Raw genomic sequence first — 15,844 nt, 5'->3', positions numbered from 1 at the left:
AATTCACATATTCAGATTACGTTATTTGTTTAGCAAAGGTCAATTTCTCATGTTACTGCGCCGCTTCATTTTGAGTATGGTATTGGTTGTTCTTTCAACCCTCAACCTGGCAGCCGAAACCGAATTGGTGATGGTCGAGGAGCATGGTTGTGTCTGGTGTGCACGCTGGAATGACGAGATCGCTGAGATCTATCCCAAGACGCCAGAAGGCAAGGCAGCCCCCCTGCGACGCATCGACATTCACGGGCCGCGCCCTGACGACATCACGTTCGAACGGGGTCTGTTTTTCACACCGACATTCGTGCTGACAGTGGACGGTAGTGAAGTGGCGCGTCTGGAGGGCTATCCTGGTGAGGATTTCTTTTGGGGCATGCTCGGCACCATGCTTGAACGCGCACAGATTGATTTTCGTGAATGAGAAAAGTATCAACGAAATGTCAAAGGCTGCTTAAGCCGCAATTCTTCTGGATTTTGAGGATAAGATGGGCCTGCCAGTTTTCGACCTGAACATGTGTACGGAAGATATGGACAAGATGGCGGCGAATGCCGTTGAAGCGTCCAACTTTCTAAAAGCGATCAGCCATGAAGGCCGGTTGATGATACTCTGTCACCTCGCCTCTGGCGAAAAATCCGTGACCGAGTTGGAAAACCTTTTGTCTGCGCGACAGGCCGCGGTCTCACAGCAACTTTCCCGCTTACGGCTTGAAGGGCTGGTCACTCCGCGACGCGAGGGCAAAACCATTTTTTACAGCCTGTCGGACGACCGGCCAAAGCAGATCATGGAAGTGGTCTATGACCTGTTTTGCCGCGACACTTGATCGACGGCTTCTGTGGCCGGGTAACTGACGACCGGATCGCAATCAATCGGGGAGCCCCTGATGGAACGTGGCAATGCTTGATTTGTTTTCAGAACCTGTGCTGGTGGCCCTTCTTGGTATGATTGGAGGCATCGCGCTTGGCTTGGCGGCGCGGATCGGCCGGTTTTGCACCCTGGGGGCCATCGAAGATCTGTATTACGGTGAAAACACCCTGCGCCTGCGCATGTGGGGGATTGCCATTGGCGTTGCGGTGATCGGCACCTTTGCTCTGTCTGCAGCGGGATTGCTTGATCTTGAGCAGACCCTCTACCTCTCACGTAGCTGGAACCCGCTTGAAAGCATTTTTGGCGGGCTGCTGTTCGGATATGGTATGGCTCTGGCGGGCAATTGCGGTTACGGCGCGCTGGCGCGCGTCGGCGGAGGCGACATGCGTTCTTTGCTGATTGTCCTGATCATGGGCATTGCGGCTTATGTCACCCTGGGGGGCCCCCTGTCCGGTCTGCGGCTCTGGGCCTTTGGAGCGTCGGAACCTGCAACGCTGCCCCAGTCCATTCCGCATGCCATTACGCAATTGACCGGCATTTCCACCCCGGTCATCGGGATCGCAATCGGATGTATCATTCTGGCACTGACCCTGCTCAACCAGGGTCTGCGCCATTCCCCTTCGCATATTTTCTGGGGTGCTATTGCCGGATTGGCCATCGTATCGGGCTGGGCCGGGACGGCTTGGGTGGCGCGGAACGGTTTTGACGCGACCCCCATCGTCAGCCATACGTTTTCCGCCCCGATAGGCGAGACCATCCTCTATGCCATGACATCAGCCGGGAATACCGTCAGTTTCGGCACGGGGTCGATCATTGGCGTTGTGTTGGGCGCGGTGCTGGGCAGCCTGATCAAGGGTCACTTCAGATGGGAGGCCTGCGACGACCCCAGGGAGCTGCGCCGCCAGATCCTGGGCGCGGCACTGATGGGCACCGGTGCGGTAATCGCCGTCGGATGCAGCGTAGGTCAGGGATTGTCGGCATTTTCCGTCCTCGCCTTTGGCGCACCGCTGACGCTTTTGTGCATCATGGCCGGTGCCGCCATCGGCCTGCGCCAACTGATCTTGGGCTTTGCCCCGTCGGTTTGATCGGTATTGAATTGATGGAAGTGGCGATCCCGGAAGGACTCGAACCCTCAACCCCCTGATTAGAAGTCAGGTGCTCTATCCAGTTGAGCTACGGGACCACGCAGGGGGGTTGTCTTGCAAAATCGAACCTTTTGCAAGACCGATGCCACCATTCAATCAAAGAGTTTGAGCAGACAAATGCGGCGGGTGTGGAACCGTTTCGCGCTGCCCGCGCATCGGCCAGTTTCACACAGCGGGGTCAGTGCGTCCAGGCACCGCGCCGTCCGGTTGCGAAATTTTCGCCATATCCACCGGCTCGGATGTTGGGTTTGCGTTTGTTGGGCAGTTGCACCTGTGCGCTGATGCCGTTTTCATTGGCATATTCAACCGCTGCGCTTTTGGTTTCAAAGGTCAATCTGACCTGTGCTTGGGTATCGGAAGAAGAGGTCCAGCCCATCAAGGGGTCAACGCCGCGGGCTTCGGACGGGGCGAATTCAAGCACCCAATGATTGGTCTTGGCTGTGCCAGACGACATCGCGGTTCGGGCAGGTTGATAGATACGTGCTCGCATGGGGGCCTCATTGCATTTCCTGACTGCGTTATCGGCGATTTACCCCGCTGAGGCAAGCGGCATCCGACTGCGCACTGAAAGCATCGCTTGCAATTGCTGCGCTGCAGCATTAAACGGAATCAGCAACTGGAGCTGCATAATGTTTAATAGTGAATTGTTTACCCTACAGCTGAGAATCGCCCAGTTGATGGCCGAGACCCAGACCGTCATGGCCCTGCGTTTGCTGGCGATGAGTGGTGCAATACCAGCGAAACGCGGCGAAAACGAACGCATGGTTGAAGAAAAGGGCGTCGCCATGGCCTCTGCCTTTGCCGCGGGAGTGACAGAGATGATGAAGGGGCGCCGGCCCGATCAGATTATGTCGGCTGCAATGGCACCGATCAGCAGAAAGGTCTCATCCAACCGAAAGCGTCTGATGAAGTAGCGTTCTGCTGTCACTTTTTGGCAGCAAAGCGGGGCTGCGCCCTTGAACCACCCCGAAAAAACGTCACCTTGGGGGCGAACCGCGCAGAAAGAATACAGATGCCCTATGCCCTAACTGATACGTCCGAAGGCACGCCCGTCATGGCGAAGGCTGCCGAGGATGTACGCAAGCGCCTCAAACTGGAGGGAGGCAAACGCTTTGTACTGAGTACAGAGTTCGAACCTGCGGGCGATCAGCCTACTGCAATCAAGGAGCTTTGCCAGGGGGTGCGGGACGGGGACCGCAATCAAGTACTTTTGGGTGCAACCGGGACCGGCAAAACCTTCACGATGGCCAAGGTGATCGAGGAAACCCAGCGTCCAGCTATCATACTGGCCCCGAACAAGACACTGGCGGCGCAGCTTTACGGTGAATTCAAAAGCTTTTTTCCTGACAATGCTGTCGAATATTTTGTCAGCTTCTATGACTATTACCAGCCCGAAGCCTATGTGGCACGCTCGGATACCTTCATCGAAAAAGAGAGCCAGATCAACGAACAGATCGACCGCATGCGCCATTCGGCGACACGGGCGTTGCTGGAGCGCGACGACGTCATCATTGTAGCATCGGTATCGTGTATTTACGGTATCGGATCGGTCGAAACCTACGGTGCGATGACGCAGGATCTGAAGGCCGGGAAAACCTATGACCAACGTCAGGTGATCGCCGATCTGGTTGCCCAGCAGTACAAGCGCAATGATGCCGCATTTGTGCGTGGTTCGTTCCGTGTGCGCGGCGATTCGCTTGAGATTTTCCCCGCCCACCTTGATGATCGTGCCTGGAGGCTGTCGTTCTTTGGGGAGGAGCTGGAAAGCATCACGGAATTTGACCCGCTCACGGGCGAAAAGACCGATACGTTTGAACAGATTCGCGTCTATGCCAACAGCCACTATGTGACGCCGAAACCCGCGATGTCGCAGGCGATTGTGAACATCAAGAAAGAGTTGCGCATGCGGCTGGATCAATTGGTGGGTGAGGGCAAGCTGTTGGAAGCACAGCGGCTTGAACAACGGACCAACTTTGATGTGGAAATGCTGGAGGCGACAGGCGTCTGCAACGGGATCGAGAATTACTCCCGCTACCTGACGGGCCGAGCACCCGGGGAACCGCCCCCCACCCTGTTCGAATTCATTCCCGACAATGCGATTGTTTTTGCCGATGAATCCCACGTATCGGTGCCTCAGATCGGCGGCATGTACAAAGGCGACTACCGGCGCAAGTTCACCTTGGCCGAACATGGCTTCCGTTTGCCTTCCTGCATGGACAACCGCCCGCTCAAGTTCGAGGAATGGGACGCGATGCGCCCACAATCTGTGTTTGTTTCCGCAACCCCGGCAGCCTGGGAGATCGAACAATCGGGCGGCGTCTTTACCGAACAGATCATTCGACCAACCGGCCTGATCGACCCTCAGATCGAAATTCGTCCGGTCGAGATGCAGGTAGATGATCTGCTGGACGAAGTGCGCAAGGTTGCAGCGGACGGTTATCGCACGCTTTGCACGACATTGACCAAGCGCATGGCCGAAGACCTTACTGAATACATGCATGAACAGGGCATTCGCGTCCGCTACATGCACAGCGATATTGATACCATCGAGCGGATCGAAATCCTGCGCGATTTGCGGCTTGGGGCCTTTGACGTCCTGATCGGGATCAACCTGTTGCGCGAAGGGTTGGACATTCCCGAATGTGGCCTGGTCGCCATTCTTGATGCCGACAAGGAAGGTTTCCTACGCTCGGAAACCTCGCTGATCCAAACCGTTGGCCGGGCCGCACGCAATGCCGAAGGCCGCGTGATCATGTATGCGGACAGGATTACTGGTTCAATGGAGCGCGCCATCGGTGAGACCGACCGCCGCCGAGCCAAGCAGATCGCCTATAACGAGGAACACGGCATCACGCCGATGACGGTGAAAAAGAACGTCGAGGATATTCTGGCAGGTCTTTACAAGGGCGACACGGATCAGTCCCGCGTCACTACGCAGATCGATAAAAAGCTTGCGGGCAGCAACATGCAAACCGTACTGGAAGGGCTGCGCACCGACATGCGCAAGGCTGCCGAGAACCTTGAGTTCGAAGAAGCGGCGCGGCTGCGGGATGAGGTCAAGCGGCTGGAAGCTGTTGATCTGGCGATCGCCGATGACCCGATGGCGCGGCAATATGCGGTTGATAAAGCAGTGGCAGATGCGAAAAAGTCATCGGGCCGTTCGTCGATGGGGCGTGGCGGCATGCGCGGCGGTGTCAAACGCAGGCGAGGTCGCTAAGTTCGCAGCGGCCTAGAATGAAGCGACCTGTTTCGCCCGATGCTTTGTTTTTGATCTCCCCGCCCAGGACCGATCTCGCGACAAGTTTGCCTTGGCTCTGCTGCGCCTGTCCGATCACAGGAGATTTCCTTCCCATCATACATTAACCTTTTGTTAACCTCGTCCCGTAATCCTCTTCGCAGGAGGTCGGATGAGAAAGCTGTTCGTTGCAAGTTTAATTCTTTGGCAGGGTCTCGCCTCCGTAGCAGATGCCGGTGCCTGGCTACGTGAAAAGGGTGATGGTTTCGTTTCGCTGTCCTTTGGTGCGACACAGTTTTCCGAAACTACCAATGCATTCTATATCGAATATGGACTGAGTGACAAAACCACCATCGGTCTTGATGTCAGTGCCTTCACCAATGCGCTGAATGTACGGAACGGTTTCGGCAACTTGTTTCTGCGTCGCGCAATTGGTCCTGCTGACCAACCCGATAAATGGGCCTATGAGCTTGGCATAGGTGGTGTGTGGGGCAATGAAATGCACCGCCCCACGGTCAAGGCCGGCATCGCCTGGGGCCGCGGTTTTAAGGTCAACTCACGGGCAGGATGGATCAATCTGGACGCTGCCTATATCCATGAACCGACGCTCGGCGAACATATTACCAAATTCGATGCCGCTGTCGGCATGGCGTTCAGCGATGCCACGACCGGCCTGCTGGAAATTTCGGTCTCTGCCCAAAAGAGCGAAACCTACGGTGCCTTTGAACCCTCGCTTCTCATTCAACCAAAGGATAGTAAATTCCGCATAAAGTTGGGGGCGCAAATCCCATTTTCCGAGCAGGAAAAGACGGCTCTGAAAATGGGAATATGGAATGATTTCTGATCGTGCCCCGCGCTCTTTCAGAATGGGGGGAGAATTCTAACGGAAGTCCATGCGCACCGTTGCCTGTATCTTTCCCCGAACAGCAGAGGGCCAAACCAGCCGGATCTGATCGCGGTTCGCGCCCTGAACCGTATCGGCATAAGGGGTCAAATATTGGCGAACATTGTTGGAGTTTCGCAATGCACCGATCGAGGTGATCGCATCCACTGACAATGCCTCACCACCAAAGGCAAGATGCTGTGCGACATCTACGCTCCAGGTGTCATCAGGCGAGGATTGGGTAAAATCGACATGGGCCGGATTGGAGGGCTGCGCCGTCACGCCAAGATAGGAATTGGCGGTCATCGTGAAATTCTTGCACCGCGACATGTTGAGGTCAGCGAATGTTGTATCCACGCGATCAGCGCGATCGATAAAGCCGTTCAAACTGCGGAAACGGTTGCCCGAAATCGTGACACCATTCAGGAAATGTCCTGCTCCATGCGGTTTTACCACGATATAGCTGAACCAGGGAGCAACGTCCCCTGACAGGAATACATTGTCCGTCACACTTAGCGCGCTGAAGGAAAAACCGCCGGTAAACGCTGGGCTCGGGTCATGTTCATTTGTCCATTCGATAAAACAATTGTCGATATAGTTGTTCGAAATGATCGTCCCGACGCTTGTGCTGGCCAGAATGATCCCGCTTGAGCGTACACCGTTGGTCACCCCGTCCCCTTGGAAAAAGTGGTTGCCGGTAAAGATGTTGTTCGATCCTCCCAAAAGACCGAAATGGCGGAATCGCGTTGCGCGATTGTTGCGGATCTTTGCATCGTTCTGGTTGACGTTGAACCCGATCGTCTTGCGGGCGGGCACATTCAACGCATCCTCCGACGACAGAAACTGGCAACGGTCCAGCATCATGCCCTGACACCCCGTCCCGATCGAAGTGATTCCACGGTCTGCTGGACGACTGATAAAGCAATCGCGCACATGAAAGGTGATCCCGCCCCGCGCCAACATGATGCCGGAACTTCGGTTGTTACACTGAAACTCTATATCTGCCAGAACGAATTTGCTCAGGGAATTGAAGCCGGAGAAATCGATGAGATATTTGAACTTCCGGAAAGTATAGTTCTGGCGCCCTTCTGCATCATACAAGGGTTTGTTCAGGGTGATTTCCTGACGGGACAAATCCTTGCTGCGAACATAGACCTCGCGACCGACGCCGGCGCCCTCGACCAGTGCACCCACCGGGATACTGGCCACATTAGATACAGCCGTCAACGTCCGCGAGTCGCTGGCGGAATAAGTCGCTGCGGAACTGACGACTTCGGGGGCCCAGGCCGCAGTCGCCGCCGCTTCCAGTTGCCCGTTTCTTATGACGCGCCGCGTAGCATAAGAGGTGGTTCCCGGAACCGTAGCGGCCATATCAAGCGGTTCTGTTACATTGATCTTGCGACCGCCCATATCAAGCGTTTCGTGGTCCACATTGTTCAGCAGGGCCTGAAAGGCCTTTTTGAACGCGACTTCTTCATCCTCAAACGCTTCAATATAGGTGGGGAGATCAAAATTACGGCGCAAAAGCAAAACCGCATTGTCCGGCATGCTGACCCGGCCTTCAAATTTTACTGGGGTATCTATCGTCACATCACTGGCCAGACGAAAATTTCCCGCTGGGACAAAGACCGTCCGCCCATTCGCTGCAGAATTTGCCGCTTCGAAGGCCGCAGTATTATCGGTGTTTCCATTGCCCAGCGCACCGTAATCCGTGACATCGACCATTGAAATCATGTCACGCAGAAAGACCGAAGTGACATCTTCGATCTGTATGTCATCGACGCGAATGATACCCCCGTTCGGGCCGACCAGATCTATGCCGAAATGCCCGTAAACCGGTGTCGTTCCCCAGACCATGTCAACACCGCCGCGTGCGCCTGTCCCGATGATAGCGCTGATCTCGACAACCTCGCCATAACTTTGCAATGTGGTAAAAGTTGAAAACTCAGGTAGGCCGTTTACCCGGCTACCATTGCCTGCGGCGGGATAACCCCCAATCCGTACAGAAGGTAGATTACCGCTGATCGCCTTTACCCGCGCCGACACTCGCAAATAACAGCCCGGCAACAAGGGCGTTTGCCCCATGAAGCGCAACTTTTGTGTATTCTGAGTTTTCAGCAGTTCCAATGATCCTGCAAAGTCCTGATCCGCCGCGATAAACAGCGCATTTGCGGCGTTCTCATAGGTATCTGATCCCGGCGTGCCATCGCCACTTGACCAAACATCCAAGCCATCACCAAAAGGTGTTGGCATCAGCACCAAGCCGTCGGTTATTGCCTTGTTCATGAAAAATCCCTTTCCACGGAAATGCCAACGCACTCCGATATTGCATGATCCCGGCGCGTGCCGGTTCAGGGACAGGGAAATAACAACCGGGTGTTAAGCGATGCTAAGGCCACCGTGCGCCATCGGATGCAACAGGTGCCTGTCAAACATCAAAAATCCGGCGGAGCGGCCGCACCTTTGGATAGATCGGTTGGAAAGGGTGTCTAGGCGTTCGCGCCGGGTGCCTTTAACAATTGCACACTGGCGATGCGCCATCCCGCCTCGGTCTTTTGCATTTGGTAGAGCAGCAGATGGATAAAACCTTTTTGGTCGGTAATCTGCACTTTCTGGAAAACTGACCCTTCGTATTCCTTGAATTCAAGATAGCGCACTTCGGCAGGTCGCCACACCATCGGGTAGCCTGACGTGACCATGCGTTGAAAATTCTGTGGCGTTTGAAACAACTGTTGCAGGTTCGGCGTTGCATAGGAAAACGCCTGTTCGAAATCATCGGCCTTGAAAGCCTCAATCTGATTGCCGATCGTATCCTCAATCTCAAGTTGTTGCGCCGCAACACCAAAGGTCAGCGCAATAGACATCGCTGCTGCGCTGAGTACATGAACCACTGATTTCCACATCTGCTCTCTCCCTGCATGAACTTGACTTAAGGGAAGTCACGTATCGGGCAGGACAAGAGTTTCAAGCAGCCGACAGCTTTCCTGCCAGGGCATCGTCAATCAGGACCACAGTCTCGTCCACCCCGTAAAGTGCGATGAAACCGCCGAACCTCGGTCCCTGGCTCGCCCCCAGCAACACTTCGTAAAGCGCGGTGAACCAGTCGCGCAGTGGATCGAAGCGTTCCTTGCCCACGGCGAAAACCATCGTTTGCAAGGCCTCTGCATCCAACCCACCATCCCACGCTTTGAGATTGTCACGCAGTTCTGTCAGCGCTTCGCGCTCCAGATCGGTTGGCGCGCGGAACACCTTTTGCGGTTTCACAAAATCGTTGAAATACCGCACCGCATGACCCGCCGCCGCATCCATACCGGGATTGTTCTCCGCAGATGCCTCGGGCGCATAGCGCTGGATAAAGCCCCAAAGCTGCGATTTATCCTCAGCCGAGGACACCGATGCCAGGTTAAGCAACATCGAAAATGGCACAACCATATCCGACTTGGGCACATCGCCGCCGTGAATATGCCAAACCGGATTGTTCATACGCCCTTTCGCGTCCTGCCCCTCATAGGCGCGCAACTGCTGATGATATTCATCAACCGCTTTGGGGATCACATCAAAATGCATCCGTTTGGCCGTCTTGGGCTTTTGATACATGAAATATGACAGGCTTTCGGTGCTGGCATAGGTCAACCATTCATCAATCGAAATCCCATTGCCAGAAGACTTCGAAATCTTCTGCCCGTTTTCATCCAGGAACAGCTCATAGCTGAAATGGTTCGGCTTCTTGCCGCCCAGAATCTCGCAAATCCGGTCATAGATCGCCGTGTTAGTCGCATGTTCCTTTCCGTACATCTCGAAATCAACGCCCAATGCCGCCCAGCGCGCACCAAAGTCCGGCTTCCACTGCAACTTCACGTTTCCGCCCGTCACCGGTAGCGTCCATTCCTTGCCGTCTTCATCGTCAAAGGTGACGGTATGATTAACGGCATCGACGTTTTTCATCGGAACATAAAGCACCCGCCCCGTTTCGGGGTGGATTGGCAGAAAAATCGAATAGGTCTGCTGCCGCTCCTCGCGCAGGGACTTCAGCATGACGGACATGACCTCGTCATACCGCTCGCAGGCGCGCTTCAGCACCTCGTCAAACTGCCCGGTCCGGTAGAATTCCCGCGCGGAATAGAACTCGTATTCAAATCCGAAGGTATCGAGGAACCGACGCAGCATTGCGTTGTTGTGATGGCCGAAACTTTCGAATTCGCCAAAAGGATCCGGGACGCTGGTCAAGGGTTTGTGCATATGCTCTGCCAACATTTCCTGTTGTGGCACATTTCCCGGCACCTTGCGCATCCCGTCCAGATCGTCCGAAAAGCAAACCAGCTTGGTCGGGATGTCTGAAATCTCTTCGAATGCACGCTTGATCATGGTGGTGCGCAACACCTCGCCAAAAGTGCCGATATGCGGCAGACCCGATGGTCCATAGCCGGTTTCAAACAAGACAAATCCCTTCTCCGGCGGAGCTTTGGCATAACGTTTCAACACTGCGCGCGCTTCTTCAAAAGGCCACGCTTTGCTGCTCATCGCCGCTTCCCGCATCTCAGACATTTGTATCATCCATTTTCTAACCGATTCCGCGCCCTATGCGCGCAGGCTGGCGTGTACCTATTGCGTCCCCTAGGGTGCGTCAATATTCTGCACCGCAACAACTTTCCTCCAAAGGACATCCTCATGACCAACGGCCCCTCCCTTGCGCTCAGCGCACAAGACAGCCTTGTCGCATTGATGGTTGCGGTTTCAGCCTCGGACGAGAATATCCGCACCGCAGAACTGATCAAAATCCAGTCGGCGGTGAACATGCTTCCGATCTTTGCCAATTATGACAACGACCGCCTGGCGGTGATCAGCAAAACCGTGTTTGACCTGTTTGAACAAGAAGACGGGCTTGATGCACTGTTCGGCCTGATCCGCGAGGCTTTGCCAGAGCGCCTGTTCGAAACCGCTTATGCGCTCGCCTGCGACGTTGCGGCTGCGGACGGCACACTCGACGAAGCTGAATTGCGGCTGCTCGAAGAAGTGCGTTATGAATTGAACATAGATCGCTTGCACGCCGCAGCGATTGAACGCGGTGCGCGGGCGCGACATCTAAGTTAGGTTTTGGCCCGACCGTATAGTGCATCCCAGCGTTCAATCAGCCCTTGCTGGACCCGCTTGGCGCGTTTGTTCCAGGCTTTGCCGCCTGTGGGGGATTCGCGTTCTTCCCGACTGATCTTGGACCGTTCGTCCATATCTGCCGCAAAGATCGCAAACACCATTTCCCGTCCGTCTTGCGCCGTGATATAGCCTGCCAAGGACGACACAAAATTCAACGTACCGGTTTTGGCGTCCACCATGATCTTCTGATCCTTGACCGGCTTTCCCCTGGCGTCGCGGAACCCGAAGGATTTGAGGATTGATCGAAATCCGGCGTCGTTTGCCTTTAGCAAGGCGCGCGCCATGTCTGCGGCAGTCAGCCGTGAATCGTCGCCCAATCCAGAATGATCGACCAATGCCGGTGCCTGCATGCCCAAGGCCGATTTGGCCCAAAGGTTCATCGCATTTGCCGACATCCGCAGGTCGGTGACAGCCCCCAGCCGTTTCTTGCTTGACGCGAGACCAACCATCTCGGCCGTCAGGTTGGTCGACCATTTCAACATATCACGCAGAAGCAGGCGCAGATTCTGGCTTGCGTGGCGGACCAGAACTTCGTGAGGCGGCAAAGTATCAATCACTTCGGGCGAGCCAAGGCGTATGCCATGCGCCCCTGCCAACGTGGAAAACACCTCGCCCGCATAAGATGCGGGTTTGCGCACTGGCAGCCAGCGGGCACCGCCCCCGCCCAATGCCCCTTTTGCCACCGTCCATTGATCCCGTCCCGCAAGGTCGCTGTAGGTATAGACCGGCGCACTACGATCTTCGATGCGCATTGCCGCAAAGCGAACGTCGGGCCGATGCTTCTTTGACCGTCCATCCATTGTGATCGCATATTTGCCACTGGCACGCCGCCATTCGAAATGAACCCGATTGTAATTCAACGCAATGCCCGACACTGCTGGATTATACCCCACATGATCCGGTTGTGCGGGATCAATATGCGTCATCACCGGCAGCGATCCCTGAAAGACTTTCAAGCCGCCCTTAACGCCGATGACACCCGCGGCTTTCAAATCAGCGGCCATCTGTGCCAGCGCATCGGTATCCAGCGTTGGATCATTGCCCCCGATCAGGATCAAATCGCCTTGAATTTCGCCCTCTTTGATCCCCCCAGTGGCCGCGAGCCGGGTCTCGAACCGGTGCTCTGGCCCCAATGTCTCCAATGCATAAAGCGCGGTGACGGCCTTGGTCACGCTTGCGGGTGGCATGCCGGCAAGTTCGTCTTGGCTTTCCAGCCATGCGCCTGACGATACATCAGCCAGTGCAAAAGCGACCTGCCCGGACAGGTTCTTGTCCCGGATAATCTCCGCAGCCTCGGGAATGGCCTGTTTGAACAGGTCATCACTGCGCAAGACCGGCCTCAACGATGCGCTAGGAGGTGCCGCAAGACCGCCCTGCGCAAACATGGTGAATGCAGCGCTGATACTTAGGAAACCGCGTCTGGAAAACTTCTGTGTCATGCTAGGGTTAAACCGCACCGGGGGCTTCTCTACAAGCGTTGCAATATCACATTTTCAACCCCGATTGACCATGCTAAGTGGCACCATGCAACGTGCTGCCCTCATCATGTTTATTGCCATGTCAATGATTCCCGCAGGTGACAGTGCGGGCAAACTGTTGACGGGATCCTATGGCGTGTCACCCGTCTTTGTCGCCTGGTCACGCTTTGCGCTTGGTGGGTTGATGGTGCTGCCCTTCATTCACGCCAGCGCATTTTTGCTGCTGAAAGACTGGCGAATTTGGGCGCGGGCAGCAATTCTGTCCTGCGGCATTACGTCGATCCAGATGGCGCTGCAAACAGCAGAAATCGCGACGGTCTTTGCCGCCTTTTTTGTCGGCCCGATGTTCAGCTATGTTTTGGCGGTTCTTTTCCTGCGCGAACCTGTCACCCTGTTGCGCAGCGCCTTGATCGTATTGGGGTTTCTGGGTGTGATACTGGTGGTCCGTCCCGGTTTCGGGGGCGAACCGGGCGTTATTTGGGCGGTGGTCGCGGGACTCTGTTATGGTGCATTCCTGACCATGTCGCGCTGGTTGTCTGGTCTTGGCACGCCGATAGCGCTGACCTTCACGCAGTTGTTGCTGAGTGCTGTTTTTCTGTTGCCCTTTGGCATGCTGTACATACCTCAATTCACTCCTGAAGTCGCGGGGCTGACTGCAGCTTCTGCCTTGGGCTCCATGATGGGCAATTTAATGTTGCTCTATGCCTACCGCATCGCGCCTGCCACCAAGTTGGCACCATTGGTCTATTTTCAACTTCTCGCCGCGGTGATCCTTGGCTGGGTCATTTTCAACGATCTGCCGGACGCCTATACTTGGGCGGGACTTGTTGTAATCATTGGTTCGGGCTTGGTTTCAACCAGATTGCGCTGACCAGGCCCCGCTTGCCCGGATCGCAGTCGAAGAAGTATCGTTCATCGGTACATTCACAAAACTCCATGCCGGAGCTTGCGCACGCGCCAGCAATTGCCCGAAACGCCCCGGAATTCGATACGGTGCATATTGTCGCGCCGCCCTGCTCATCCGTGCCGAAATGCGCTGACCAGGCCTTGCAAGCACGCCAACTGGCACGCTTTCCATGATCCCCTGCCAGTCCTGCCATAAATGAAACTGGGCCATGTTGTCTGCCCCCATCAGCCAGACAAAACGCACACCCGGATAGAGCCCCTGAACCTTTACCAGTGTTTCGGCAGTATATCTGGTACCCAATTGTGTTTCGATATCTGTAATCTCGACCCGTGGATGCTGCATTACCTCACGTGCCCGCGCCATGCGATCCTCAAGCGAGGCCGGCCCGCGCAACTTGAGCGGATTCCCAGGTGAGACCAGCCACCACACACGATCCAAACCGAACCGTTTGAGCGCCTCACGCGTGATATGGGCATGTCCCGCATGTGCCGGATCGAATGACCCGCCAAGCAGACCAATCACCTGACCGGGTGCAGCATGAGGAAATTGAAAACGCACGAAAACGGCCCCTGAATCGCTTCAGGGGCCGAAAGGAGAGGCATCTGCCCCGTTTGTCAATCAGAGATCAGTGCGAGTGCTTGACGATCTCACCGGATTTGATCCGTTTGAAATAACTGTTCATCTCACGCTTCACGATTGGCATCAGGAAGTAGAGTGCCGTAATGTTCACAACAGCCATGGCAAAGATCATCGCATCGGAGAAGTCGATGACGGCCCCCAATTGAGCAGCCGCGCCAACGATGATGAAGAAACAGAAAATCAACTTGAATATCAGTTCTGTCGTCTTGCCTTCACCAAAGAGGTACGTCCATGCCTTCAGCCCGTAGTAGGACCAGGAGATCATGGTGGAGAAGGCAAAGAGGATCACCGCAACCGCCAGCACATAGGGGAACCAGCTGAAGCCGGAGGCAAAAGCCGCCGAGGTCAGGCTGACGCCACTGGAGCCGTCGATTGTCTGAATCGCCGTGCCCGCTTCGTTCAACACGAAGTTGCCTGTTGCAGGGTCCATGACCAACACTCCCGAGATGGTGATGACCAACGCAGTCATCGTACAGATTACAACTGTGTCGATGAAGGGCTCAAGCAAGGACACAACGCCTTCGGTAACAGGTTCTTTGGTTTTCACCGCAGAGTGCGCAATCGCCGCCGAACCAACGCCCGCTTCGTTCGAAAAGGCCGCCCGTTTGAAACCTTGGATCAGAGCACCGACAAAGCCGCCTGCAACACCAAGACCGGTAAAGGCGCCGGCAAATATCTGGCCAAAGGCCCAACCGATCTGATCCGCGTTCATGATCAGGATCACCAAGGCAGCTAGGACATAAAGAATCCCCATGAACGGCACGACTTTCTCGGTCACGCTGGCGATGGATTTGATCCCGCCGACGATCACTGCGAAAACCACCGCTGCAAAGATCACACCGGTGATCAAGCCAGAGAAATCACCAGTAATCTGGGTAATCTGTTCATGTGCCTGGTTAGCCTGAAACATATTACCGCCGCCCAGCGCACCACCGATTGTAAAGATGGCAAAGATCACAGCCAGCACCTTGCCCCCTGGCAGGCCGCGCTCTTTGAAACCTTTGGTCATATAGTACATCGGACCACCGGAAACGGTGCCATCGGCATATTCGTTGCGGTATTTCACACCCAAGGTACATTCAGTGAATTTGGATGCCATGCCCAGAAGACCGGCAAGGATCATCCAGAACGTTGCCCCAGGCCCGCCGATACCCACAGCCACCGCAACGCCCGCGATATTCCCAAGACCAACAGTACCCGAAAGCGCCGTGGTCAACGCCTGAAAGTGGCTCACTTCACCCGCATCATTGGGGTCGGAATAGTCACCTTTAACAAGGCTGATCGCATGGCCGAATGCTTTGATCTGGATAAAGCCGAAGTAGATCGTAAAGATCGACGCGGCCACAACCAGCCACAGCACGATCCACGGAAAGTTTGTTCCTGGCAGGTTCATGAAGATCAGGTTCACAAACCAACCCGTCGAACTCGCAAAGACGTCGTTGACGCGCTGATCAAAGCTGACCGCCTCTTGCGCCGCCGCCAATGTGGGCAGGCTCAGCGCTGTTGCGGCAAGGCCTGCTGTCAAAAATCGTTTCATATCTGTT

General features: G+C 55.3%; 15 protein-coding genes and 1 tRNA gene. 8 read left to right on the top strand and 8 right to left on the bottom strand.

Translation table 11 applies throughout. The features are described 5' to 3' along the window. Positions 1–49 precede the first annotated feature (49 nt). From OS190_RS12460 to OS190_RS12450, 3 genes are all read left to right on the top strand, one after another. Entirely contained in the window at positions 50–418 is a 369-nt protein-coding gene (locus OS190_RS12460) for a thioredoxin domain-containing protein (RefSeq protein ID WP_267159030.1), read from the top strand. A gap of 64 nt (positions 419–482) precedes the next feature. After that, on the top strand, positions 483–818 hold the full coding sequence (locus OS190_RS12455; RefSeq protein ID WP_267159029.1) for an ArsR/SmtB family transcription factor: 336 nt from the start codon (positions 483–485) through the stop codon (positions 816–818). Positions 819–891: 73 nt separating this feature from the next. Further along, positions 892–1,947, top strand: coding sequence for a YeeE/YedE family protein (locus OS190_RS12450; RefSeq protein WP_267159028.1), 1,056 nt, complete (start codon positions 892–894; stop codon positions 1,945–1,947). 21 nt (positions 1,948–1,968) lie between these two features. Here OS190_RS12450 and OS190_RS12445 read toward each other — a convergent pair. Both OS190_RS12445 and OS190_RS12440 read right to left on the bottom strand, forming a co-directional pair. After that, positions 1,969–2,045, bottom strand: a tRNA-Arg gene (locus OS190_RS12445). A 140-nt stretch (positions 2,046–2,185) separates the two neighbouring features. Then, on the bottom strand, positions 2,186–2,497 hold the full coding sequence (locus tag OS190_RS12440) for an ETC complex I subunit (protein ID WP_267159027.1): 312 nt from the start codon (positions 2,495–2,497) through the stop codon (positions 2,186–2,188). A gap of 139 nt (positions 2,498–2,636) precedes the next feature. On the opposite strand from OS190_RS12440, the gene OS190_RS12435 reads away from it, so the two are divergent. The 3 genes from OS190_RS12435 to OS190_RS12425 all read left to right on the top strand — a co-directional run bounded on the left by OS190_RS12435 (position 2,637) and on the right by OS190_RS12425 (position 6,086). After that, complete coding sequence (locus tag OS190_RS12435; protein WP_267159026.1) at positions 2,637–2,921, top strand: antifreeze protein; 285 nt, start codon at positions 2,637–2,639, stop codon at positions 2,919–2,921. Positions 2,922–3,019: 98 nt separating this feature from the next. Beyond that, entirely contained in the window at positions 3,020–5,224 is a 2,205-nt protein-coding gene (uvrB, locus tag OS190_RS12430) for an excinuclease ABC subunit UvrB (protein ID WP_323370697.1), read from the top strand. A 190-nt stretch (positions 5,225–5,414) separates the two neighbouring features. Continuing rightward, positions 5,415–6,086, top strand: coding sequence for a hypothetical protein (locus tag OS190_RS12425; RefSeq protein ID WP_267159025.1), 672 nt, complete (start codon positions 5,415–5,417; stop codon positions 6,084–6,086). A gap of 36 nt (positions 6,087–6,122) precedes the next feature. On the opposite strand, the gene OS190_RS12420 is transcribed toward OS190_RS12425, so the two are convergent. The 3 genes from OS190_RS12420 to OS190_RS12410 form a co-directional block, all read right to left on the bottom strand. Continuing rightward, positions 6,123–8,411, bottom strand: a complete 2,289-nt coding sequence (locus tag OS190_RS12420) for a right-handed parallel beta-helix repeat-containing protein (RefSeq protein ID WP_267159024.1) — start codon at positions 8,409–8,411, stop codon at positions 6,123–6,125. Positions 8,412–8,614: 203 nt separating this feature from the next. After that, positions 8,615–9,028, bottom strand: a complete 414-nt coding sequence (locus OS190_RS12415) for a DUF4864 domain-containing protein (RefSeq protein ID WP_267159023.1) — start codon at positions 9,026–9,028, stop codon at positions 8,615–8,617. Between the two features lie 61 nt (positions 9,029–9,089). Further along, entirely contained in the window at positions 9,090–10,670 is a 1,581-nt protein-coding gene (locus OS190_RS12410; protein WP_267159022.1) for a lysine--tRNA ligase, read from the bottom strand. A 123-nt stretch (positions 10,671–10,793) separates the two neighbouring features. Here OS190_RS12410 and OS190_RS12405 point away from each other — a divergent pair, with 123 nt between their 5' ends. Next, entirely contained in the window at positions 10,794–11,216 is a 423-nt protein-coding gene (locus tag OS190_RS12405) for a tellurite resistance TerB family protein (RefSeq protein ID WP_267159021.1), read from the top strand. Here the strand turns inward: OS190_RS12405 and dacB are convergent. Further along, positions 11,213–12,715, bottom strand: coding sequence for a D-alanyl-D-alanine carboxypeptidase/D-alanyl-D-alanine endopeptidase (dacB, locus tag OS190_RS12400; RefSeq protein ID WP_267159020.1), 1,503 nt, complete (start codon positions 12,713–12,715; stop codon positions 11,213–11,215). The two genes, OS190_RS12405 and dacB, sit on opposite strands and share 4 nt — an antisense overlap. Before the next feature lie 85 nt (positions 12,716–12,800). Here dacB and OS190_RS12395 point away from each other — a divergent pair, with 85 nt between their 5' ends. Then, positions 12,801–13,625 (top strand): DMT family transporter, encoded by an 825-nt coding sequence (locus tag OS190_RS12395; RefSeq protein WP_267159019.1) that lies wholly within the window; start codon positions 12,801–12,803, stop codon positions 13,623–13,625. Here OS190_RS12395 and OS190_RS12390 read toward each other — a convergent pair. Both OS190_RS12390 and OS190_RS12385 read right to left on the bottom strand, forming a co-directional pair. After that, complete coding sequence (locus tag OS190_RS12390; protein ID WP_267159018.1) at positions 13,608–14,219, bottom strand: nicotinate-nucleotide adenylyltransferase; 612 nt, start codon at positions 14,217–14,219, stop codon at positions 13,608–13,610. The two genes, OS190_RS12395 and OS190_RS12390, sit on opposite strands and share 18 nt — an antisense overlap. Before the next feature lie 67 nt (positions 14,220–14,286). Beyond that, positions 14,287–15,837, bottom strand: a complete 1,551-nt coding sequence (locus tag OS190_RS12385) for an alanine/glycine:cation symporter family protein (RefSeq protein ID WP_267159017.1) — start codon at positions 15,835–15,837, stop codon at positions 14,287–14,289. Between the last annotated feature and the right edge of the window lie 7 nt (positions 15,838–15,844).

The organism is Sulfitobacter sp. F26204, assembly GCF_026410305.1.
Lineage (GTDB): Bacteria > Pseudomonadota > Alphaproteobacteria > Rhodobacterales > Rhodobacteraceae > Sulfitobacter.
Note: the sequence above shows the minus strand (reverse complement) of the source record. Positions and strands in the feature narration are given on the sequence as shown.